Source organism: Pseudoalteromonas sp. APAL1, from assembly GCF_021532475.1.
GTDB classification, from domain to species: domain Bacteria; phylum Pseudomonadota; class Gammaproteobacteria; order Enterobacterales; family Alteromonadaceae; genus Pseudoalteromonas; species Pseudoalteromonas lipolytica_C.
The window spans coordinates 1-22,582 of the sequence record NZ_JAKGAW010000027.1 but is presented as its reverse complement, the minus strand read 5'-3'; the positions used below and the strand labels follow the sequence as shown (position 1 = coordinate 22,582).

Annotated in this window: 22 protein-coding genes; 16 read left to right on the top strand and 6 right to left on the bottom strand. The window is 37.1% G+C overall.

The genetic code is table 11. The features are described 5' to 3' along the window. The first annotated feature begins 58 nt into the window (after nt 1-58). The 6 genes from L1264_RS13690 to L1264_RS13665 all read left to right on the top strand — a co-directional run bounded on the left by L1264_RS13690 (nt 59) and on the right by L1264_RS13665 (nt 4,595). Nucleotides 59-250 (top strand): hypothetical protein, encoded by a 192-nt coding sequence (locus L1264_RS13690; RefSeq protein ID WP_235404134.1) that lies wholly within the window; start codon nt 59-61, stop codon nt 248-250. Nucleotides 251-354: 104 nt separating this feature from the next. After that, nucleotides 355-1,035: a hypothetical protein gene (locus tag L1264_RS13685; RefSeq protein ID WP_235383225.1), complete on the top strand. Its 681-nt coding sequence runs from the start codon at nt 355-357 to the stop codon at nt 1,033-1,035. Nucleotides 1,036-1,112: 77 nt separating this feature from the next. Then, nucleotides 1,113-1,652 (top strand): hypothetical protein, encoded by a 540-nt coding sequence (locus tag L1264_RS13680; RefSeq protein ID WP_235383226.1) that lies wholly within the window; start codon nt 1,113-1,115, stop codon nt 1,650-1,652. Between the two features lies 1 nt (nt 1,653). After that, on the top strand, nt 1,654-2,166 hold the full coding sequence (locus tag L1264_RS13675) for a hypothetical protein (RefSeq protein WP_235404133.1): 513 nt from the start codon (nt 1,654-1,656) through the stop codon (nt 2,164-2,166). A gap of 51 nt (nt 2,167-2,217) precedes the next feature. Continuing rightward, the gene (locus L1264_RS13670) at nt 2,218-3,021 is read left to right on the top strand and encodes a bifunctional DNA primase/polymerase (protein WP_235404131.1); all 804 of its coding nucleotides are present in this window, start codon (nt 2,218-2,220) and stop codon (nt 3,019-3,021) included. Beyond that, complete coding sequence (locus L1264_RS13665) at nt 3,018-4,595, top strand: DNA primase family protein (RefSeq protein ID WP_235404129.1); 1,578 nt, start codon at nt 3,018-3,020, stop codon at nt 4,593-4,595. The genes L1264_RS13670 and L1264_RS13665 overlap by 4 nt, the downstream gene beginning before the upstream one ends. A gap of 116 nt (nt 4,596-4,711) precedes the next feature. Here the strand turns inward: L1264_RS13665 and L1264_RS13660 are convergent, their stop codons facing one another. Then, nucleotides 4,712-4,864, bottom strand: a complete 153-nt coding sequence (locus L1264_RS13660; RefSeq protein WP_235383230.1) for a hypothetical protein — start codon at nt 4,862-4,864, stop codon at nt 4,712-4,714. Nucleotides 4,865-5,012: 148 nt separating this feature from the next. Here L1264_RS13660 and L1264_RS13655 point away from each other — a divergent pair, with 148 nt between their 5' ends. Further along, nucleotides 5,013-5,204 carry a hypothetical protein gene (locus L1264_RS13655; RefSeq protein ID WP_075594324.1) on the top strand — a complete coding sequence of 64 codons (192 nt, stop codon included), beginning with the start codon at nt 5,013-5,015 and terminating at the stop codon, nt 5,202-5,204. Here L1264_RS13655 and L1264_RS13650 read toward each other — a convergent pair. The 3 genes from L1264_RS13650 to L1264_RS13640 all read right to left on the bottom strand — a co-directional run bounded on the left by L1264_RS13650 (nt 5,196) and on the right by L1264_RS13640 (nt 7,677). Then, nucleotides 5,196-5,456 carry a hypothetical protein gene (locus tag L1264_RS13650; RefSeq protein WP_235383231.1) on the bottom strand — a complete coding sequence of 87 codons (261 nt, stop codon included), beginning with the start codon at nt 5,454-5,456 and terminating at the stop codon, nt 5,196-5,198. The two genes, L1264_RS13655 and L1264_RS13650, sit on opposite strands and share 9 nt — an antisense overlap. Further along, nucleotides 5,443-6,531, bottom strand: a complete 1,089-nt coding sequence (locus L1264_RS13645; RefSeq protein ID WP_235383232.1) for a tyrosine-type recombinase/integrase — start codon at nt 6,529-6,531, stop codon at nt 5,443-5,445. The genes L1264_RS13650 and L1264_RS13645 overlap by 14 nt, the downstream gene beginning before the upstream one ends. A 126-nt stretch (nt 6,532-6,657) precedes the next feature. Further along, nucleotides 6,658-7,677, bottom strand: a complete 1,020-nt coding sequence (locus L1264_RS13640) for a site-specific integrase (RefSeq protein WP_235404127.1) — start codon at nt 7,675-7,677, stop codon at nt 6,658-6,660. A 198-nt stretch (nt 7,678-7,875) separates the two neighbouring features. Between L1264_RS13640 and L1264_RS13635 the strand changes: the two genes are divergently transcribed. From L1264_RS13635 to L1264_RS13600, 8 genes are all read left to right on the top strand, one after another. Beyond that, a complete protein-coding gene (locus L1264_RS13635; protein ID WP_235404125.1) occupies nt 7,876-9,138 on the top strand; it encodes a site-specific DNA-methyltransferase in 1,263 nt (420 codons plus the stop codon). Nucleotides 9,139-9,257: 119 nt separating this feature from the next. Beyond that, complete coding sequence (locus L1264_RS13630; RefSeq protein WP_235404123.1) at nt 9,258-9,917, top strand: hypothetical protein; 660 nt, start codon at nt 9,258-9,260, stop codon at nt 9,915-9,917. 36 nt (nt 9,918-9,953) lie between these two features. Beyond that, complete coding sequence (locus tag L1264_RS13625; protein ID WP_442960444.1) at nt 9,954-11,645, top strand: ORC-CDC6 family AAA ATPase; 1,692 nt, start codon at nt 9,954-9,956, stop codon at nt 11,643-11,645. Then, nucleotides 11,645-12,541, top strand: a complete 897-nt coding sequence (locus L1264_RS13620; RefSeq protein WP_235404120.1) for a hypothetical protein — start codon at nt 11,645-11,647, stop codon at nt 12,539-12,541. The genes L1264_RS13625 and L1264_RS13620 overlap by 1 nt, the downstream gene beginning before the upstream one ends. Before the next feature lie 208 nt (nt 12,542-12,749). Continuing rightward, entirely contained in the window at nt 12,750-14,498 is a 1,749-nt protein-coding gene (locus L1264_RS13615) for a DUF6119 family protein (RefSeq protein ID WP_235404118.1), read from the top strand. Between the two features lies 1 nt (nt 14,499). After that, nucleotides 14,500-15,486 carry a restriction endonuclease gene (locus L1264_RS13610; RefSeq protein WP_235404116.1) on the top strand — a complete coding sequence of 329 codons (987 nt, stop codon included), beginning with the start codon at nt 14,500-14,502 and terminating at the stop codon, nt 15,484-15,486. Between the two features lie 881 nt (nt 15,487-16,367). Then, nucleotides 16,368-17,231, top strand: coding sequence for a hypothetical protein (locus L1264_RS13605; protein WP_199528338.1), 864 nt, complete (start codon nt 16,368-16,370; stop codon nt 17,229-17,231). A 205-nt stretch (nt 17,232-17,436) separates the two neighbouring features. After that, entirely contained in the window at nt 17,437-18,537 is a 1,101-nt protein-coding gene (locus L1264_RS13600; protein WP_199528339.1) for a Shedu anti-phage system protein SduA domain-containing protein, read from the top strand. Between the two features lie 352 nt (nt 18,538-18,889). Here the strand turns inward: L1264_RS13600 and L1264_RS13595 are convergent, their stop codons facing one another. Then, a complete protein-coding gene (locus L1264_RS13595; RefSeq protein WP_199528340.1) occupies nt 18,890-19,045 on the bottom strand; it encodes a hypothetical protein in 156 nt (51 codons plus the stop codon). A 15-nt stretch (nt 19,046-19,060) separates the two neighbouring features. After that, complete coding sequence (locus L1264_RS13590; protein ID WP_199528341.1) at nt 19,061-21,103, bottom strand: hypothetical protein; 2,043 nt, start codon at nt 21,101-21,103, stop codon at nt 19,061-19,063. A 613-nt stretch (nt 21,104-21,716) separates the two neighbouring features. Between L1264_RS13590 and L1264_RS13585 the strand changes: the two genes are divergently transcribed. Beyond that, on the top strand, nt 21,717-22,313 hold the full coding sequence (locus L1264_RS13585; RefSeq protein WP_004589546.1) for an HD-GYP domain-containing protein: 597 nt from the start codon (nt 21,717-21,719) through the stop codon (nt 22,311-22,313). Nucleotides 22,314-22,582: the final 269 nt, after the last annotated feature.

Below are 22,582 nucleotides of genomic sequence, written 5' to 3'. Positions count from 1 at the left end.
AAACCTTGGTTAAGGCTGCTTAACCACTCTTTTAACTAAAAACTACGAGTAAGTATAAATGACTGAACATACGAACAATTCCAGCCATGTAAACCAAAATAAATTCATTACTGATGAGCGTATAGAAATCAAACTATCCAAGGGTAACGATTATGAAGAAATCTTGCCAGATGGCAGTGTCAATTACCCCTACGTTCATGGAATTCCGGCTTTTAGTGAAGGTACCACTTGGTTCTGTGTGAAACCTTAATTTTTATTTTAAAGCGTAAAGCTCATTATCTTTACGCTAAACAAACCTACTTAAACGCTTCACTTTTGCATCGAGTGCCTGTCAGTGAAGCTAAGGAAAATTAAATGTCTAATTCAAATGTTCAATACCACAACTCAATTAAAGCTCAGATCAAGACGTTCAAATTATCAGGCGAGCGAATTGAGCTCGGTGAAAGGGCTTATAGTCTAACATCAGGTTTTATCGCTGATATGTCTAACTGGAAAGTTAGTCTAATTAAAGACTCTACACTTGCTAATATTTCAATTTTTCAAGGCGTAAGCAAAGACTCGTTAGTTATTGAACTCGAACACTCTGATAAGTACGTTACTGCTGATCATTTAAGAGATGTTTATGCGGTTGTAATTACTGAGAATCAACTAGAGTACGTCGTTGTTAAATCGTGGTATCAAAAAGGAGGAATGGAGCTTGATACGTTTACACTACCTACAACTTCTTCATTTGGGTATTTCTCAGCCACAACGTGCTTAAACATCTTACTCGCTTGCAAAATAAGTATTAAAGCATCTACAAAAATCAATGAGCAGAAGAAGCAAGCAATACTCAAGTTAATCGAAGTAGACCACGCTTTTGTTCTTGGGTTTATACAACGCATACCTGCTTCACCGCACGAGAAACAAGCGCAGTGGCTCCATTATGAAATTCAAAGGATGACTGCAGCCTTATATACCAACAGTCGGTATTACTGGTCGCTACTGGTTGATCACAAGCCAAGTGATTATGACCTCCAAGCACTCAACCGTTAACCAAAACTTTTAACTAAACATCTAAATGTATAGGGCGAGCACCATTCTATGGTCAAGTGCGCCCTTAAGGAATTGAAATGAAAAAAGAACTCAATATACCCAAAACATGGCAATACCAAGTCAAAGAAGCTGTTATTTCGTCGATTGATATGAGTTTTGCTGTTGATATGGTGTCACTGATGCCTGTCGATAATTGCTCACACGAAATTAACATTCTACTTCTACCGAATAATGGCCTTAGTTTTACAGTAAAACAAGATGAAAGCTGGCAAAGCTATGAAAACCTAGATGAACTAGCTAAGCACTGCAGTAACCCTAAAATCATTCAAGACGTGTATTTTGGCCTTTTTAAATTATGGCAATGCTTAACACCAGCAAAAGCAAGAAAAATGATACTTCGCAATAAACTGTATCAAGAAACTATCGGCGATGCGGCAAAAGATAAAACGTCGTCAATTTATTTTGACAGACTCGCTTATGTTACAGGTCACCTATACCGCTTTATTAAAAGCTTATTACAAAATAAGTCACCCAATTGGTCAGTGATAGCTGCACCTATAATTTATGACTACACCCCGCCTACTCATCCGCAAACACTTAATGATGCAGAGGCTTAATATGAAATATCTAGAGAATTACGTTTGGCAAAAGCAGCCACTATCCATTGCATATATCTTTGGTGATATTGGTGTCAGTGATGATGTTTGTGTTGACGCAATAGCACTTAAGGGCGGTGATTTCGGTGAAATTGCGATTATCAATAGAGAGCAGCGTGAACTATTGGTGGCATATAAAAAAGTTAGTTACCAAACAATGCAAGTAGAGGATTGTGATCCTGCACGGTCAGAACCAATTAATATCAAAATACCTGACACTAAAGGACAAGCATCGATTAGCAATCTAGAAGATTGTTACTGGCTCTACCGTGATGTCCCGTTCACTCATGCAGTATTAACCGGTGTATTTCGATTAGCACAAACCTTAGGTGTATTAAAAGGTCACGCTTTAATCGAAAAAGCAACACGCATTAATAAGTTAATAGAACAGTACATTGGGCAAGAACCTTGTACCGACTACCACCAAACGCTGTTTAATGAGCTAACTTATCTTGCTCGTATCATTCGTCATTAACTTCAAACGATAAGCACGCTGATATCGTCAGCGTGCTTTTAAGGAATCATTATGAATAAAGTTACAGCTGCACTGTATTTTGCAGGCATGGGTATTCATGTTTTTCGGGTAAAAGAAAACGGTAAGACACCTTTAAACACTGGCTGGCAAGATGAAGCAACAACGGACATTAACACACTAAAAAACTGGTTTAACAGTGGCAAATACAACCTTGGTCTTGCAACGGGTGAAATATCAAAATTTAACGTCATTGATGTTGACGTTAAAAACGGTGTTGATGGTCGAGAATCACTCAAGGAAAGGTATGGAAAGATTGTTAGTCAATCGCCAATTTTACAGTTTAAAACACCAACAGGCGGTTACCATATTCCAGTGAAGTGGACACCTGAAACTAACGTGTCAAATGGCTCAAAAGTTTGTGGTTTGGATGGCGTTGATGTTCGTGGTAACGGCGGATATATCGTTGCTGCACCTTCTACGAGTGTTATCAATGGCAAACTTGTCGAATACGAAATTAATGATCCGGATTTACCAATGGCAGAACCTATTGGCTGGGTGGAAGATCTACTGCTGAGCCATAAAAACAAACAGTCGGATAAGTTTAATCCAACACAAGTGATGCAGGGCTTGTCTCAGGGAGAACGCAATGAAACCCTATTTCGTTATGCCTGCCACTTACGTGCATTTGATATTGACCAAGTATTACTCATTGAATTCGTTCTAGAAGCAGCCAGAAGGTGTACTCCACCGTTCCCTGATGATGAAGCTATGCAAGTGATCAAAAGCGCCTATAGCTACCCTACACAAGTAAGAAAACATAATAAACCACTTACTTTATCGGAGGTATTATCATGAGTGAGACTTTACAGCCGCGCGATACGTTATCACTGGCAATATCAGGTCAATTGGAAGCCATTGAAAAACTAGATTTTAATCAAATAAGGGAGCTTTGCTATTTAGATCCAGAGTTTGATTATACAGATTCTGGTAATGCAAAACTTCAAGTTAATTTAGTAGAGAATAAAGTTGTTTGGGTAGATGAGCTTGGTAATTTTGCTTTTCATGATGGGCGTTGGCAACAAGACGTTAATGGAGCGACAATTCGATTAGCAGACTTGTTGTTGCAACGAAGAAAACAGGAATTATCTGTCTATCGAAAATTAGAAAAGAAGCTTCAAAGCTTCGGTGATGAATTCAATACTAAGCCTGTTATCAGGATGGTTGAAGCACGTATTAAAGAGTTAGTACAGCACTGTAAAAAGGTACAAAGCAAAACTACTATATTTGCCATACGTGAGCTATTTAAAGCGCAAAAAGGAATTACAGTGCCACTAGCAACCTTTGATAGTAAAGCGCATTACATTGGCGTAAAAAACGGAATTGTAGATTTGAGAAATGGTAATTTTATTACTAATAAACCAGAATATCTGATGATGAAATCGATGGCTGTTTCATTTGATAAAGATGCTACTTGTCCGCGCTTTGAAAAGTTTGTCAGTGAAATTATGTTGGGCAATAAAGAAATGGTAGCATTCATCCAGCGGCTTGTTGGGCAAATGATATTGGGCATTACCAATAAAGATAAGTTCGTTATATTAATTGGCTCAGGGCTTAACGGTAAAAGCGTTTTAATTGATTTATTGGTACAAATACTTGCCGATTACGCTGAGCAAACTGAATCCGATATCTTTACCGATAGGCGTAATAACAAGGAGTACTTTAAAGCGGAGCTTGTTGCAAAACGTTTAGTATCTATGAATGAATCAAGCCGTGGTGACAAACTTGACAGTGCTATGATTAAGTCGTGTGTACGCAGTGGTAAAGTGGTTGCTCGCTCTCCGCACGGTAAACCCTTTACTTATCAACCAATGTTTACACCAGTATTATCAACAAATTTCCTATTGGATATACCTCAAGATCCAGCGGTATGGGAGCGATTATTAATAGTACCATTTGATTATGTCGTGACTGATAACAAACGAGATCCAAAGCTCAAAGAAACACTGTTTAAAGAAGAAGGTGCTGGCATCTTAAATTGGATGGTAAAAGGTGCTCAAATGTTTCTAAACGAAGGACTCAATGTACCTGAAGAACTTTTAGCGAAACAAGATGGTTATCGACGTAAATCTGATAAAGTTGCACAGTTTTTAACCGACAGTTGTACTGAAAATGTATCAATTAAAGACGCCCTATATTTACAAGCAAGCTATAATCAACTGCGTGATGGTTTTTTTATCTGGTGTAAGCAGAATAATTACCCACAACCAACTAGTGGTGATTTTAAAGAAGAACTCCGTAAAAAAGGCTACAAAATCGGTAAAGATAATAAAGGTAGTTTAGTAGTAAATGGCGTATCAATAAGCGATTTTACAACGTATATCTCACTTAAATTACACGACCCGAACATAGAATCAGTAGTAGGGCTTTGATTCTAAAAGCTAGCAGATGATACAGACCAAGTTTCAGGTGACAATATTGTAAAAACTATAAGCTGAATTAGTTTTTATATATTTTTACTTGAAAAGTGGTCTGTTTGGTCTGTATATCATTTAACTTGCTTACTTTTTATTTTTTGGTAATACGTTGAAGCCCCAGCTGGAGTTAAACCACAAGTGTTAATAAATTCAGAAATAATATCTTTACGTCTGACACCTTCCTGATTTCTCATTTTCAAATAAACGCGTGTGGCTTTATCCATCTTGGTTTCCGTTGATTCACTCTTGATTATATCCACAATAGTTCTCCATAAATCTTATTTTAGTATCTACGCTTAACTGGGCATCCAGCAACAGTTGAAAAACAACTAACCCTTGTTGATGATTAATTAACTAAATTATGAGATGTTTATGATGATTGAGAAACAAATACGATTACCTAGTGGACAACTGATTGGACGAATTACTGATGTTGGTAATCGTATTGAAGCAAGAAGAACAGACGGTGTATTACTTGGCTGGTATTGTAAAGCTTCGGACAATACCCGTCTGGCAAACGGACATTTATATTGCTGGGGGAATGGGGTTCAAATGTTACTTTGAACCCTTCTTATTTTTATCAACTTTCACTTTTGAATTACTGTTCAAATGTGTTTGTATTGGTGACTGATTAGCGGCTCTAACACGATATTCCAAGTAAATAACATGTTCTCCTGATTTCTGATCAAACACTTGTTTAACACGCTTCAGCTTTGAATTACCGCCAGATTCGAAACCGAACAGTTTATCAAGTATATACAGCGCCTTATTCCACCAGCCAGCTGATGATTCATGTAAAACATCATTTAGCAACATGGTTATCTCCATTTGGTTGTAATCGTTCCAAAATATCACGTGCTTTAGCTGTAATATCTTTTCGTTCAAGGTGTGCATAAATTTGAGTGGTTTTTATGTCTGTGTGACCAAGCACTTCTTTTACTTCATAAAGGTTTAAACCAGCTTGTACTAATCGACTTGCACAGGTATGACGTAAATCGTGAATTTTGAAGTTCTCAATACCAGCTCGTTTTATAGCCGCTCTAATCCCCTTGGCTTGATAACCTCTTGGCTGTCCTGTTGAGTTCGTAAATACAAATTCTTCAGATAACCGATTTTGAAATCGACGTTTAAAAATCTCTTTAACACGGTTTGTCATGTAGATAATTGATTCGTTTCTAACCTTGGGTCGCCATAGGTTTAATGTACCTTCGACAATATTTATTGAATCCCATTTAATAGCTGCAATTTCTGAGTATCGCGCTCCAGTATCTAGAAGGCAGACAACCAAATCGTAATTATCTTGATATCGACGGTTTTCTTCCGCTGTTCTGTACTCATAATCAGGGCGAAACGGGCGTTTGCGTTTGGGGTCTAATTCGGTAAGCAACCTTGCTTCTTCTTCGTGGGATAAGTAACGTAAACGATGCTTAGGTAACTTAATTTTAGGGAACGAAACTTCTTTCACACTGTAACCATGCTCTTTAGCCCAATTTACAGCACTTCTAATCGCTTGAAAGTTATGTTTAATTGTTTGCGGTGCTATACCTTCTTTTTCACGAGACACCTTAAATTTAGTTAAATCTGAGTCACGAATCTGGTCTACGTAAACATCGACATTAACTCGCTCTGTTACTGTTTTGACATTGGAAAATGCATAATTTTGGCTTCCAGTACCTTGCTTTTCGTTAAGGTAACCATTCAACGCATCACGCAATGTAATTCTTGGTCGTTCTCCTAATTCATCAATCTTATGGAGTTCATCTCGCCATTCTCGCTCCATACGCTCAGCTGTACGTTTATTGGTCGTCTTTGAGCTTTTACAGTAAGTTTTTCCGTTGAAATTAAACTGGATGTAATAATTACCAACACCGTTTCTTTTAAATACACTCATAATCATAAATCCTATCAAATTGACTCTTACCGAGTCGTTTAGCTTCATAGTTATTTATGCTTGAGTTCAACGGGCTTACCAAATCTCGGCGAAACTTTTATCAGCGTTCAGTGCCAAGTTAAGTTATTAATTGTTATTGAGAATTTCAACTGCTTGATTTGCTACAGCCTTTTGCTCCAAGTGAGAATAGCGCTGTGACATTGAAATATTTGAGTGCCCTAAAAGTTTAGAAACTGCAAATAAGCTCATACCGTTTTTAACTAGTTTGGACGCTGTTGTATGACGAATGGAGTGAGTGCAAAATCCTTCCAAACCAAGCTCTTTATATACGTTTTGAATTGATTTAGGTGTAGTTCTGCGTAAGCCACCTGCTTTTGATGGGAATACGAGTTCTTTTTGGGTACTCGATTCGTATCGACGTTTTAAAATATTTAATGAACGCTCTGTAAGTTTTAGGACAGATGCCGTATTTGTTTTAGTTCGCCACAAGTGAAGTTCAGCTGTTTCTAAATCGACAGATTCCCAATGTAATTGTTGGATTTCATTTAATCTAGCCGCAGTATCCAGCAATAAAACTACCAGGTCATAATCATCTGGATTTTTGTTCAGTTTCAATCGTTCGAGTAGCTGAACTTCTTCATGGTTAGACAAGGTTCTAGTTCGTTGATTATTAACACGTAGTTTAGGTATTACAAGATTTTCTGGTTGCAAGTAACCGGCTGATTTTGACCAATTAACAACCCCTTTTAAAGTGGTAAGCATTAACCTGATAGTGCCTTCTGTAACCCCATCTTTGCGTCTAAGCGATACCAACCTCGTTAAGTGACCACCATTTAAGCCATGTAAATCAGCTTGGAGTGAATACACACGGGATAGTTGAGCATTCAGCGTTCTAATCTGTGTATCAAGGTTTTGTTGATTGACCGAGCCACTCTTGCTAGTTGCGTATTCCAGTATTGCTTCAGCTAAAGTGATAATCGGTCTATCACCTAATACGTGCTGCCTATACAACGTTTCTCGTAGTTGACTCTCAAAGCGCAATGCTAGTGACTTTTTAGTAGTTTTAGTACTGCGAATTAACGTCTTGCCGTTGATATTGATTTCACAGTAGTAGAACCTTGAATTCTTACGTTTATAGATGGACATGCATTTACACCCTATTTACACAACTATGTATACCGTCCAGTCTTTGAGGGTCGTTTACAACATCTACAACCATCTAATAATTGAAGGTTGCTCAATAGGTTAAGCAAAAAATTTTATAGTTGGCATCCTTTTGTTAGTTATAAATTTAGTTTTATTTGCGATCGCGAGATATAATGCCTCGGACGTTAAGGAGAAGAAATGAGTTCAGTAGTACATTCGAAAATAGCAAACATAGCAGCATCTCTCGGCTTAGAAATGCAGCTTGACTTGGATTTTGACTCAATAATAAAGAATCTCAATGATCTAGATCTAAAAGCAGATTGCACTCTGTTTTGCGGCGACAATTTAGACGTCTTGACATCGCTGTATGAATCACAGCAAAATAACGTTGATTTTTGCTATATAGATCCTCCCTATAACACGACTAATTCATTCATCTACAATGATACTAGGGTGAGTCAGCAGAGCGGCTTATTTGGCTCTCATTCTTCATGGATGTCATTTATGTTGCCAAGGCTTGTTTGGGCGCGTGAACTTTTAAAAGACACAGGGATCATCACTGTTAGTATTGATGATTATGAACAGCCTTATCTAAGAATTCTTCTTGATACTATTTTTGGAGAAGATAATTTTATCGGTAATATAGCTGTTTGCAGAAGCGTGAATGGAAAAGGTAGTAAAAAAAATATAGCGGTGAACCATGAATATGTCCTTGTATACGGTAAATCTAGCAAAAGCAAAATACTTGGAATGGCTGATGACGCTTCAAAATATGATAAAGAAGATGAATATGGGCGCTATAAAGTGGATGGTTTATTTAGGAAAAAAGGTGACGCTAGTAGACGAGAAGACCGGCCCAACATGTTTTACCCACTATATTACAATGATGAAGGAAAAGTATTTACAGAAAATACTACGGGCAATCTAAAAGAAGTATATCCTCTTGATAGCAAAGGGATAGAGCGTCGCTGGCTCTGGGGTAAAGATAAAGCGAAAAATGAGGCTTGGAAGCTATACGCTAGTCCAAATGGTGTCATATATGTTAAAAACTATAGTACAGCAGAAAAGAGAACCAAAATAAGAAGCTTGTGGAGTGATAACCGATATTTAACAGAAAGAGCCACCAAGCAAATAAAAGACATTTATGGAGATAAGGTCTTTGAAACCCCGAAGCCCATTGAGTTAATCGAAGACCTTCTGTTTTCACACACTTCTGATAGTTCGTTAATATTAGATTTTTTTGCTGGAACAGGCACCACAGCTCATGCAGCACATAATTTGAACTGTATCGACGGTGGTAAACGCAAAGTCATTTTAGTTGAGAAAGACGAATCTATAGCGCCTTCCCATATCGCAGCAAAAATGGGATTTAATCTTATATCAGACATCACAGAAAAAAGGCTAAAACACATTTCTAATATTGATACAAATTACAAGTTTTCTGTACACAACTTCAATTAAAATTTTTTATTGTTTTAAATAATTAATTGGCTCTGAAATATCAGAGCCAATTAATTACTAAACTTCATCAATATCGATACAACTAGATCTTTACGCACAAACTGCGACGCGATAACATCTTGGTATATGTTACTTTATCAAGGAATGAAATTTTGCAGTATAGCCGGTTAAACAAAGTTAATAAAAAATATACACAAGGTAGTATTAGAAAACGTATTGAGCAGTTCTTCTTAGATAATTTGGGAGTAATTGTAACTAGAGAGCAAATTCAACAAGTCGCCACCAACCCAGATACAGGTGTTGTTCCCGAGAATTGGCATCAGCGACTTTCTGAACTGAGAACAGATTTAGGTTACACAGTATTGTCATGGAGAGATACAAAGGACCTAACAGTTAGCGAATATGTCATGCCAAATGCTGAAAAACGCGAAACGGCTAAAAGCAGAAAAGCAATCAATAAAAAAATAAAAGCAGACCTACTTAAGCTTAACCCCATTTGTTCTCATCCTGATTGCAACCTGAGAGAAGGTGATATAGACCCAATAGGCGGTGGTACTGTTAAACTACAAGTTGATCATAAGACTGCGCATGCTGATAATGATCAGGGTGAACACACATTAGAAAACTTTCAATTACTTTGTGGTAGACATAATGTAATTAAAAAGAACTTTTGGGATGATCAAACAGGTAAAATTAACACTGTAGCTATTTTGCAAGCTATTCCAGAAAAAGATAAAAAGCTCGCCTTAACTTGGCTAAAAGGATACTTCAAAGAATAGTGTTTGCTAACTAAGTAATAGGTTTTAGGGATCGTGATGGTTTATAAGTCCGCACAAAATAAAATTGAAGATGCATTAGAGCAGGCTGAATTTGAAGAGCGTGCAGATTATTTGGAGTTCGAAAAGCTTAACGATTGGACTGTAACTAGTAAGCACTTCAACAATATTCAAAAGAAGTTGATCCAAGTTGGTGCAAAATTAATAACAGGTCCAAGGGGAACTGGCAAAACACATCAGATGCGCTTTGCTCATTACTCTTGCGTAAATGACAACTCCAAACCTTTGTCAATTTACGTTACTTTCAACCACTATTTACGGCTAGAAACCTACCTTCATGAAAGCTCTAACGCTATCAGCATATTTCACTCATGGGTACTGGCAAAAATAGTGATAGCTTGCTTCGAAGAATATAAAATATTACCCCAGAATATAGAGTTCACCGAGTCGGATTTAAGAAGCTTTGTAATTGATATTGAAAAGCAGAATTACTCTGAAGAATATAAAGAATTAGTTTCTTTTTTAAATGTCAGAACCGTTCAGGATTATATAGAAAGCGTTCTATCTCACACAAATCGTAAACGAGCTATTTTATTATTAGATGACGCTGCACTTACTTTAACTAATGACTATTTAGTAGAGTTTTTTGATATTTTTAGAAGCTTAAAAAGTACAAAAATTTCACCAAAAGCAAGTGTTTACCCCGGCTCTACTAAATATGGTCCAAGATTTCACTTGGGGCAAGATGCTGAAAGAGTTCCGTTATGGCTAAATGTTTCCGACCCTGAATATATTGATTTCATGAAGGCCGTTATTATTGCAAGGTTTAGTGATAATCTAACAATAGACGATGACATGAAACAGCTTTTAATGTTCTGCTCTTTTGGAATACCAAGAGCTTACATTATGTTTATTAGATCATTCATTGAATCCGATCGGAAAACTGCACAATCAAAGTTTAATTCAATACTTGAAGAAAAATGTAAAAATATCATTGAGGAATATAAATCTATATCCCAAAAGCTGAGTCAGTTTACTGGAATTATTAATATTGGAGAGACATTTTTAAACTCAATTCTCAGTGAAGTAAAAGCTTTTAACTACGAAAAGACTCAGTCAGAGGAAAAGGTCATATCGATAGGTATATCGGATATCGATAATAAGGCCGAAAGAATGATTAAATTTCTTATTGAAGCAGGGTTACTTTATGAGCAAGATGAAGTTTCCCATGGGCCTGGAAGAAAGCTTCGAAGATTCATTCCGCATATATCGTTGTTAGTTAATACAAAATCAATAATTAAGAGCCGAGGCTTTAAAGCTTCTGACATATTAGATGTTTTAAATAACAAGAAACCACCGCAACCCGTAAGGCGTAAGTTTAATAAATTACTTTCAAATGATGACATTTCCTCATTAGTCTTAAATTTGCCTCCATGTCCTTCATGTCAATCACAAAGAATTGCTGAAGGGCAGAAATTCTGCCATATCTGTGGCAGTGAATTGGTTGATGGTTCTATTTTCAAAAAGTGTATGGCGCAAAAATTATTAGAAATTCCACTAACACCTTTTCAAAAGAGAGTTATTGCAGAAACTACGTATGAAACTATCGAAGACGTAATATCGTCAAGTGATACTGCTGCCGAGCTTAGGCGAATAAAGGGAGTTGGGAAGGTTCATTCAGAGAGAATCGTTAACAAAATAGTTTCATGGACCAATGAGTTTTTATATTAATGGCGAAAATAAAACAAACATTCAACCCATCAATATCTGGCACACGAAAGTCTTCAAGCATAAAGTCCATCAGTTTCTTCGATAATGAATATATTGAGGAAGATAAGTCTCCGATTGATCTGTTTAATGCAAAAAAGCAAAATAATTTAAGACTATTAGGGGCTTCTCTACTAAACCCTACTACTGGTGCTTATACGTCACTAGCTGCCGAAAAAAGCGCTGAATGGCAACAACTTTCAAACTTGCTAATTCTAGGTTTCGTATCCTCTGTAGAAAGTTATTTCCGCTGCGTAATCAGGCGCTTAATATCAATCGACGAACACAGTCGAAAGCTAAGCTATAAACACATGCTTCCTTATGGTGCAGCGGTGTATCATCATACATCTTTATTGCCTGAAGCATTATTAGAAAGTACTTCATTTCATAGCAGTAAAAATATTAAAGACACTGTCAATAAATTTACAGGTATTAGCCTGAATGATAACAAGTATAAAGAGCTTACAGATATATTTAATGAATTCGATATTGTTGGGCATCTGAGACACTGTGTTGTCCATCGTTCAGGACATTTAGGCTCTACTAACGCCATGGCTCTTGGGTTGGATGAGCATTACACATACCTAGAAAAACCAATACATGTAGATCTACCAGCTATACAAGAGATTGGGCTAGTTTGTGAAAACCTAGTAAGAGTTGTAAATGACGCGCTATTTGCTGAAGTTTTACTACGAAGTTCGAAGTATTTCGATTGGACAGGTGACCTAAGAAAAGACAAAAAGAATTTTGCATTATTTTTTAACTTATTTTCGCCTGACTCAGCTGATAAAGATAAAAAGCTTAAGTCATGTTATGTTGAGTTTATTAGGGTTACAAGCGCAAAAGTAAAAACTCGATAGATATACTAATCACACCTTTACTTATAAAGTATAAGTATGCCTTGCTAAGAAAGCCCTGTAAATCCATAGAGTTAGTTGAATTGAACTATGTGCTATTAGGGAAAGTGTTAGCTCTAAGTATGACCGTTAACAAAAAAATGCCGTAATTTGTTTTTTATTACTAATTCTGATAGATCAGTATCTTGGATCTACTAAGAGGGATTTTTCAATGGAGTGCGAATTAGGAAAAATAACACTGTATTTATCAAAAGCAGGTAAATCATTTGCTGATGTTATAGAAAGTGGCAAGCTTCCAGAGCAAGATAACGATAACTTTAAAATCAGACAGTTTACTGTTTCCGATCATCAATGTGTTTTTTATTGCCAGCAGGTCAAAAATCCAGCCAATGAAACTCCCCCTTGGATAGATTTTATAAATGAAAATTTGGAGGATGGGCAGCTTCTTGAATTCAGACCCCGTTCTGAGCGCCCAAGTGGGCTATTATTAATCGAAAAAGACAATCGCGTATACGCAGCTGCATTTGGAACTAGAGGCATAAGCTGGCTTGATAAGAAAAAGTTTGAGCCTGACTTTGGTATCAAAGTTGCGATGAACATGTGCGGCAACGAAGAAGTTCGTCAAGCTAAAAGCTCAATACAATCACACACAACCCAAGTTATTGATCGCCAACTGAGTAAACCTTCAAACTCCTTTGATTTTGGTATGTCAGAAATAGAGTTTTTGAGATACATATCTGCTCACATCCAAGATAATAAGAATATTACATTACAAGGTAAAGACTGCCTAACAATTAAAATCATTGGCGAAGAAAAGCTAAGTTGGGAAAGGTTAATTGCTTTTCTCGATGAATTTGTAAATTCTTATGGCTCAGAAGCATATAAAGAGTTGTTTCCAAACTACCCCAACCTCTCACCTGTTACAGAAGAAACTCAAGAAACCCTAGATAACTTACTCATAGACAAATTAAAAAGCGAACAACTAGATACAATACATTTTGCTATTCCAGAGTTTTTATCCGATGACGAGTACAGTTTTTCTTACTCGAATAAAGAAAAGTTAAACAATCACATAGTCTCGCATATTAGAATCGAAGATTTGTACCATGGAGCTCAAGCAATATTTAAATCGAAAGACGAGGTTACTCTTAAATCCCTTAATACCAAAAAGGTTTACGCGTACTCTCATGATGAAGACAAGATCTTAGGTAATGTCTGTTGGAGTTTGTATTCCTGTATTGTTGCAGAAATTCAGCATGATTCTCAGTACTACATATTGTCATTAGGTGAGTGGCGACAGGTTGATACTGACTTTTATTCTGCTTTAAATAATTTTATTACGAATGACCTTCCAGAAGATACTCTAGCTGAACATTTTAATGGTATTGATATATCTTGTATTCAAAGCAGCCAGAATCGAGAAGGCATATTCAACGACAAGTATTGTGAAGTAAACAAAAATGCTATTAAATTTGATACTGCAAAACTTAAAATTGGCCTAGCCAGAAAAGACAAGGAGTTTTGCGACATACTAGAGCTTGATAACAATATAGCTCGTATCGTTCAAGTCAAAAAATATGGTGGTTGTAGTTCAATAAATTATTTATTTTCTCAAACTCGATTTTATTGTGAATTCTTTTTAACTGATGATGTATTTCTTAAAGAAATTAGGGAGTTCATTGAAAAATCAGGACACCTTAAAAGCGATGAATTTCTACAGCACATTAAGGCATCTACTGAAGATGTTGTGGGTGCTAATTATGAAGTTCAGATGTTTCTTCTCTACGATGATAAAAAGGAAAAACCTACAAAAGAAAGCTTACCCCTAATGGCTAAGTATGAATTGAAACTCACTTATGAACGCTTGCGAAAAACATTGAAATATAAAAGAGTTAGCTTAGCGATGGTTCCTGTGAAAATAGTAAACTTTACAAAAACAAAGAAAAAAGAAGTGGCTTAAAATGACCGGTCTTTCAAATATTGTTCTCGTCAGAAGTCCTCATGAATTAATCGCCGACAACTTAGCGGGATATGGCTGGGGACAGGCAAATTTTTCAGCGTTTGACTCAATAAACTCTATTTGTAATTACCTTGCAAGTAAGGGCATAACTGTTGGCCGACACAGAAACCAAATGAAGCGATTTTATGAATTGAAAAAAGGTGATGTGGTCGTTATCCCTGTATATAGGGCAATAGTGATTGGCAAGGTACGAGGGCAAAAAAGCTATGCCGAAGGAATCCAATATGGCGAAAACCGAATTACCGTTGATTATTTCAAAAATGAACAAGGCTTCGCTGTTAGAATTCCACGATCAAAGTTATCTCAAGGTCTAGAAAGCAGACTAAAAATCAGGATGTCTATTGCTTCATTAAATGAGTTTCGTGATGAAATATCCGATTATGTATATCAATTAGAAACTGATAATAAGGTATGTTTTGACAGCATATTTCAGCAAAAAAAAGATGAAAAAACGGAATCATTTAAAGCAAACCTTCTTACGAACTTGGTTAATGGAAACACCAAGTTAAAAAGTGGCGGATATGGTCTTGAGCAACTAGTTAAAGAGTTACTGGAGATTGAAGGTTACACTGCACAAATAGAAGCTAAAAATCAATCTTCCGACATATCTGATATAGATATTACCGCAACTCGAAATGATCCAGTGTCTTCAAATAGAGTCTTCATTCAAGTTAAGCACCACAAGGGAAGTACAAGCGACTGGGCAGTAAAGCAATTGATCTCAATTGATGAAGATGAACATCATGACAAGTGGGTCATCACTACGGGTAATGTTGAAGATTCTACTGTTTCCTTTGCCGCTGAGCACAATATTAAGATTATGACTGGCGAGGAGTTAGTAGACTGGATTTATAGCCGTATCGAGTTATTGAGCCCCAAATTCAAAGAACAGCTTGGCGTATCCATCATGCCACAACTCATTGTTTAAAGTGGTACAGGCTTATGCTTACCAAAGCAAATTAATTGTCCAAAATTAAGCCTTACTACGCACAAAATGGGAATCCACCACGAACGAGATAGATGTGGTGGAAATACTGGTAAGCACATGGTGTAGACCACTTTAATAGCTGCTAATTTTGCAGGCTTCCAATCTCGTCTATTGGGCCTCATAATCGTTAGGTCCCCAGTTCTTATGTGGTATAAGAATTTGGTGTGTACTTATAAGGGCAAAGAAAAGGTGCAATGCCTTGAAGTTAAACGGTAATTCCGTTAGTATTTCCACTTATTTTTAAGTGCATACTTAAAATGAAAATTTGGCCCCTTAGCTCAGTTGGTTAGAGCACACGACTCATAAGAAATTGTGACCTATGTCAGTAATGGCATATGGAAAATCGGATGAATTGCTGGAAGGCTTCGTTTATTTAAACATGCTAATCAGCAGCCAAGCTCCAAAAGCGTTTGGAGAAGGTTCAGAGACTAGATGGTTCAGCACGAACTTGCTGTGTAATACATCATTAGCGTCCGACACCCCACAGATAAAGTTATCTAGGGTGATGATATAGTCCAGGCCATTACGAAAGTAGTGGGTAACCAGAATCGTTAGGTCCCCAGTTCAAGTCTGGGAGGGGCCACCATTTCATCTTTAATATTAAAGATTCAATTACCTCTAATATCTCTCTTGATTTCTTTATTCCTATTTTTTACTATGCTTTTGGGACAGTGCTAATATAACTAGCATTCGAAGGCAGTATTTAACTGACTTGGTTGTGGTCGACCATCATCAAATATCTCAATATTACTAAGTCCAAATCATTTTTTAATGCATTAGCTGCTTAAACGACCTCCTATGTCTGATGCTGAGAAAAAATTATGATTTTTACTACAGAGTTACTCAAATTAACCGCTGAGTCTTTTTATGAAAATACCAAAAGTATTGGTATCGGAATAAAGTCAAAATGTAAAAGCTTTGATCTATGGTCGCAGTTCTTGGCAAATAAAAATTACTCATCTCTTCATGCATCTCTCGAAAATAAAGTGAAATACTTTGAGTTAAATGCAGAAAAATTATGTGAAAAGTTTCGCCATAAGAATAGAAAGTTAAGCTTTTCATCAGCATCAAATCTTATTGCTGCTACAATAAAACCTTTCCTCGAACAAGTTGACAAGAACTGTTTTAAACTAGTTTCAGTGCTGAAAGAAAACCGAAATCTTTCATTGATAAGTAACGGTCAAGGCACAGTTGGTTTTATCCAAAAAAATGTTGCTGGCTACAGGGAAATAGATAGTGTGAGGTTTTCAAATTATGAATGCGCAAAAACTTTTGTGAATATTGCACTTCACATTTCAGGACAAGCTTCTCGGCAAAGTGATGAGATATTTTACTCTACAATTACAAAGCAAAATGAGATTTCAAACAAGCGTGTTTTAGAAGAGTTTCGTATTAACAATTATGAATTTATCAAAAAAATATCAGCGTATTTACAATTTCATATAACTACAAGTGATGATCTTTTTTTAATAAGAGAAATTATTACAGATGCATTAAGTGATTACTTTATGTGTGATAATTTTCACTTTGTGGTTGATACGAACTTAATCAGTGATTTTATCGATAGTCTGAGTGGTAATTTCATAACTATTATAGAGGATGCTCATTTTGATAATAAATCAAAAATAGAACTTTCAGATGTAACAAGCGCAGTCAGACATAAACTACATCTGCATTTTAGCTAAGAAGCTTAAATAATTATTTATAATTAGGTTTTTTATTTTTAATTACCGTTTTGTCAGGTTTGATTTATGTGGCACCGATTAAATCTGACAGAGTTGCATGAATTTAGATGTAGCGACAAAATAGCGGCTCAGTCCAACAAGCGATTATGCAACACAGACTGCGTGTCGCATAAATACTAAAATGTTAAGTACTCAGGGAGTATCGGTGAGTAGATTAGATAAATGGAAAGACGGACAGCGTAGGCTCACGATTCTCACAGGAGAAAATAAAGGACTTGCAAATGCTATTCATTCTCAACAGGTTGAGGATGATGATAGTCCCAAAATGAACAACTTTGATCTAATAAATATTGCAAAAGAGCTAATTTATTCTAATGAAGGCGGTAAACGAACTATTCACATTATATGCTTTTCATTCAATGTAGATCGTGGAGAGATGGAAGTTTGTCATCTTCTTGATCAAATTCTAGAAGAAGATTATGAGGAAGATATTCTAAGTACTTTAGCCATAGCTGCGATATCTGAAGTCCCAGTTTATCCAAACACTCCCGATTGCGAGGATGAGCTAGCTATATTACACCGCAAGATGATTGAGGGTGGCTTCAAACTTCAAGGTGAGAGATATCGTCTTACGTCTCGACAATCTGATGAGTTCGAAAGTGCAAAAAAGCTATTATCTAGTATAGACCCTGAAAAACATTACTCCCCATCTGATATTTCTATTATTAGACAAACCATCAAGGAAGAACTCTCGAATCTAGAAAGCGCAGATCGATTGCTACTGAGTTTACAGTTGGCAATTGATGAGTTCACAGTACTGTTAGAGTCTGAAAAACGAAATGAAAACTCTATACAGGAACATTTATCCAGAAACCCCATATTATTCGGGTTTGAATATAAGCGAGTTATACCCAAGCACCGCTTAGGTGGAGAGTACGAAACAGATTATGCGCTCGAGAAATATGATGGTTCATGTGATGTGGTGGAACTTGAATCATCAAATCTCAAGTTATATACAAAGGCTGGTAATCCAACTAGTCATCTCGTGCATGCAGAGCAACAGATATTGGATTGGCTAGACTGGATTGATAAAAACAACCCATACGCAAGAACTTCGTTAAATGGTCTTTATTCACCGTCAGGTTTTGTCGTTATTGGCAGACGGGATAGCTTGTCTGAGTTAGATAAAGAGAGGTTACGTAGAAGAAATATATTCTTCAGCGGTAAAATTAAGGTCTTAACCTATGAAGATCTTTTGGAAAGAGGGAGTGATATGCTCCTGAGATTAAAAGGTGATCGTACTTAATAAGGCGCTGTTGTCGGTCAAATTTTCCGCTGAGATATTTGGGAATAGAGATTGAAGACGCGATTAAAATATCGAGAGAAACCGATTGTTGATGTAACGCAGGCAGTGTTCTTATTGCCCCAAAGTGCGTTTGAGTTAAGGTCTCAATCGAGCGAAAAGCTGTTCCTTGATTTGTAGGCGAGGGGTCACCCCTTGCTTTTAAAATATTGGCAATATCTTCAAGTCAAGAAAGAGCGAATAGCAGATCTACGCTTTTCCCATATTGTGAAGCAAGCGGCTTGACCCCTTAGCTCTCACTACTTGATAACAAAGCTTAGCCTAGAGTCAGGGATTAAAAATATGTTAGATTATTTTATGCCTGTCCTTTTTCTCTTTGATTGTTTTGCCATACATGCTCTAATGGATAGGCAAAAGACAAGACTCGCCCCGGTCCCACTATTTTAGTCGTAAGAGTTTTCCAACATAAAAGCTCTTGGTTGTTAATGTTTATGTCTGCAAAACTTTCCATAAATTAAACCTCGAATTACATCACTACTTTGATCTTAGCAATTTCAGCTTCATAATCATCCGACTTAATTACTGGAAAATTATGATCTCGCTCCATCACGGACATTGGATTCGATTCTTTAAGTATCAGATAACTCTTTGCTAATTTATATGAATCCTCCGTTATGTATGGAAATCCAACATCGTTATACTCGTAGGCATCTTTAGGATCATTGAGCTGGGGCGGACTCGACAAGTATTTTGACAGATTGGCTTTCAGATCATCTAAGTTATCGTACAACTTATACCATGCTATTGTTTTTAAACCAACTCCAGACGAGACTGTCATTAGTTTTACCTTATTAGATAAGAAATAAGCTCTTAAAATACACTCATCGACAACTGGCACATTTGCAAACTGATGACCTACAAAAATGCTACTACTGTTTAATATGCACTGAGCAAATTTGTAGTCTTTGTTCTTATCGTAAGTCCAATCTAAACGTTCAAAAATCTCTTCAATGTTGTCTTGTAAGAACGCTGTTTTCCTAATCACTTGTTCACCAGCATGCTGCAAAATTTCTGAAGTACGATACTTCGAAATTTCTGAATCTGTTGTAACAATAGACTTAGCCTCGCCTACTATGATCAGGTCGTCAATTCTTGCCAACAAATCAAACTCTTCTTCTTTGCCCGCACCTAGTTTTATTCGTCTCGACAACCCTTTGTCGTAGTCGTCGATAAACTCATTACTATCAAGAGCATCATTAAGTTCTTCTATGATTGTTTCTTCATAGGTGTAACCTTTTTCACGAAGATCAATGCCAAACTCATCAGCCCACCTCTCAACAAGCCTAAACACTGATGGAGCACCTAATGCGCTTGTCATTAATGCGTACTTACCTTTGCTAGTTTTAACTAATGGTTGGCACCATAGGTCGCTAGTTGGTGATGGTTTTATTGTTAGGAAATCTACGATCTTTTCAACTTTTAGTGCATCTACACCCGTAGAGACAGTCAGCGCACGCTTCAAAGAAAACGCTTGCACTGTTGGACAGAACTGACACAACTTGTTTATGTTGAAAGCACTATCATCATCTGGAAACTTACGCTGAGCATCATTTGCCATAAGCATTAATGATCGCATTACTTCAAGTGCTTCGGATATAGAAAAGCCTTTTCCATAATCATCAGTTAACCACTTTTCTGGATAGTGAGATTGCAGATCAAACTCTCTAATTCTCCATTGAGTATTCCACGTAATGAGATCGTCTCCACCATCTTTAATGGACATTACTAACGCTATCCGTTTTTTATTCTGTCTTCTAATCACGGGGAACTTATCGTCAAGAAACTTAGCTTTGTTAACGCCTTGCATAGCCATCAATGTGCTATGACCAGATAATCTAGCTTTTCGATTAGCGCTATTTAAAAACGCAAGCTCATATGCCGAGGATGGTTGTTTAATTGAGAAGAACTTCTGCTCTTTGTCCATCTCGACTAAATCAAAATCTGACCAAATAACACATTGCCATAAGTGTGTATAAGTCCAGTACAACTGGGATAACCAAGATTCTTGCATCACAAAACTGATTTCATCTAGGGGTGCTTCAGAAACCTCTAATTTATTTCTTTTAGAAATATTATATAGACAGTTTCGTATCGCAAGTTGAGCACCATCTACAGCACCATGTGCTAACTCTGCTAACTCATGCTTGTTACCCGTGATATTTGCGTCTAATAGAACTGATTGAGTGTTAGTTATGTTCTGCTGTTTTGCCAATTTGAGTGCAACAGCAATTGTTCTGTTAGCATAAGCAACATATGACAGCATTAATCGTTCATAAGATGTTTTCGGAGCCTTTAGATATAAGTCATCTAATGTTGAACGAACTTCACTTAAGACGCTGTCAATAATGACACCGGCTTTATAAACTCTTTTGTCTCGCTCTGATGCATCTGCTTCTACTTTTGCCCACTCTTGATTCCACTTGTCCAACTTAAAGTCATTTCTAGTTGGCGGTTTAATTTTGTTCTTGAATATTTTTTCAACAAACAGGTCTTTTACTTCATCAGCCATTGGATCAATTCCTTATTTTTTATGATGCATATGATACCAGTGGATTAGCCTGTGTCATATCAGATAGTTACGTAAACAGACTCTCAGTCATGATATGCATATTTTGGTATTTCACTGATACAAGCTAGAGATTCACATTTAGTTTAATGGCATGATTTAGAAGATATTATGGCAGACTTATACACTAACAGCAGCTCGAAACAGGACTTCATTCGACATGGACTAATCACTAGCGTTGAATAGCCACCGAATTTATGGACTGTAGCTAGCCAGATTTTGCCCTAACCAAACTTATCCAAACTGCATGGCTTAGAGCACCAACTCTAAGCCGCTTCTGTCCAAAAACGTGTTGAGGCGAATGCCTCAAAAGAGCGATAACCGGTCATTGAGGATGGCTAAATTTTGGGCTAATTAATAGATAAAGTTGTGTCGTTTATTCATATAGTCAAGCAAACGAGCAACGCGTATATCCTACATTTAAATTTATTTAAAATCTTGAAATACCCTCGGTTATTTGTTGGAATGTGGATAGATGAGCTTGAAGTCAGCAAAAATATGCGTGATGAGCGCACTATTAAATTGTTAGGCGTTGCTGAACAAGGAGAGATATTCAATGGCTTTTGCCCTCGCACCAGATCAAGAAAATGCTTACCCATCACTCATTACGGCATTGTGCGCGCGCGATGCGTATACTAGAGGCCATTGTGACCGCGTCTGTGCGCTTGCGTTGGAAGTGGGGCGTGCGGCCGATTTGAGTGCCCCCTCATTAGATGACTTGCGTATTGCCAGTCAATTACACGACGTGGGTAAGATTGGAGTTCGTGATACTGTTCTCTCGAAGCCTGGAAAGCTCACACCTGATGAAAGGGAAGAGATAAAGGCTCACTCGGTTATCGGTGAGAGAATAATTAGTGAGACATTCCTGACAAACAGAGACGAGGTCGCGTCTATTGTCAGACATCATCATGAAGCATTTGATGGAAGCGGATACCCGGACGGACTGGCTGGTGCCGATATTCCCCTGAGTAGTCGAATACTTTCGATCATTGATGCGTATGATGCACTGACGACTAGCAGGCCATACCGCATGGCTAAATCGCACCTTGAAACTATGAATATCTTGAAGCATGAAGTGGACACGAAGTTTGATCCAAATATTTTTTTGTTGTTTACAAAAGTCATAAAGGCCAGTTCGGCACGTGCCTCGTAAACGCTCGTTCCTAGAATACGGTGAACGCTGCCTAAAAAGTCTCTGCAGATGACATTTGATCCGCCACCCACTTTTTTGCTAACGCAAAAGCAGGCGTTGTCTCAAATGCACCTGAGCTCAGGCGTTGCTAATGTCTGCAATTGGCACAGACTGTGTGAAAACTAATTTTTAATAAATTGTCTTGGGTATGTTCTTAGTTTGAAACCATTTAAGATGGTTGCGATCGATTTTTTCTCAGTATCGCAATTTTCTCCGCGCGAGCGAAACTG

Coding starts and splice junctions, on each gene's coding strand:
- L1264_RS13615 (WP_235404118.1), top strand. CDS start 12,750: ATGGAGTGCGAATTAGGAAAAATAACACTGTATTTATCAAAAGCAGGT.
- L1264_RS13660 (WP_235383230.1), bottom strand. CDS start 4,864: ATGGATAAAGCCACACGCGTTTATTTGAAAATGAGAAATCAGGAAGGT.
- L1264_RS13585 (WP_004589546.1), top strand. CDS start 21,717: ATGGCTTTTGCCCTCGCACCAGATCAAGAAAATGCTTACCCATCACTC.
- L1264_RS13685 (WP_235383225.1), top strand. CDS start 355: ATGTCTAATTCAAATGTTCAATACCACAACTCAATTAAAGCTCAGATC.
- L1264_RS13645 (WP_235383232.1), bottom strand. CDS start 6,531: ATGAGTGTATTTAAAAGAAACGGTGTTGGTAATTATTACATCCAGTTT.
- L1264_RS13625 (WP_442960444.1), top strand. CDS start 9,954: ATGGTTTATAAGTCCGCACAAAATAAAATTGAAGATGCATTAGAGCAG.
- L1264_RS13595 (WP_199528340.1), bottom strand. CDS start 19,045: ATGGAAAGTTTTGCAGACATAAACATTAACAACCAAGAGCTTTTATGT.
- L1264_RS13635 (WP_235404125.1), top strand. CDS start 7,876: ATGAGTTCAGTAGTACATTCGAAAATAGCAAACATAGCAGCATCTCTC.
- L1264_RS13665 (WP_235404129.1), top strand. CDS start 3,018: ATGAGTGAGACTTTACAGCCGCGCGATACGTTATCACTGGCAATATCA.
- L1264_RS13690 (WP_235404134.1), top strand. CDS start 59: ATGACTGAACATACGAACAATTCCAGCCATGTAAACCAAAATAAATTC.
- L1264_RS13675 (WP_235404133.1), top strand. CDS start 1,654: ATGAAATATCTAGAGAATTACGTTTGGCAAAAGCAGCCACTATCCATT.
- L1264_RS13655 (WP_075594324.1), top strand. CDS start 5,013: ATGATGATTGAGAAACAAATACGATTACCTAGTGGACAACTGATTGGA.
- L1264_RS13670 (WP_235404131.1), top strand. CDS start 2,218: ATGAATAAAGTTACAGCTGCACTGTATTTTGCAGGCATGGGTATTCAT.
- L1264_RS13650 (WP_235383231.1), bottom strand. CDS start 5,456: ATGTTGCTAAATGATGTTTTACATGAATCATCAGCTGGCTGGTGGAAT.
- L1264_RS13590 (WP_199528341.1), bottom strand. CDS start 21,103: ATGGCTGATGAAGTAAAAGACCTGTTTGTTGAAAAAATATTCAAGAAC.
- L1264_RS13620 (WP_235404120.1), top strand. CDS start 11,645: ATGGCGAAAATAAAACAAACATTCAACCCATCAATATCTGGCACACGA.
- L1264_RS13640 (WP_235404127.1), bottom strand. CDS start 7,677: ATGTCCATCTATAAACGTAAGAATTCAAGGTTCTACTACTGTGAAATC.
- L1264_RS13610 (WP_235404116.1), top strand. CDS start 14,500: ATGACCGGTCTTTCAAATATTGTTCTCGTCAGAAGTCCTCATGAATTA.
- L1264_RS13680 (WP_235383226.1), top strand. CDS start 1,113: ATGAAAAAAGAACTCAATATACCCAAAACATGGCAATACCAAGTCAAA.
- L1264_RS13605 (WP_199528338.1), top strand. CDS start 16,368: ATGATTTTTACTACAGAGTTACTCAAATTAACCGCTGAGTCTTTTTAT.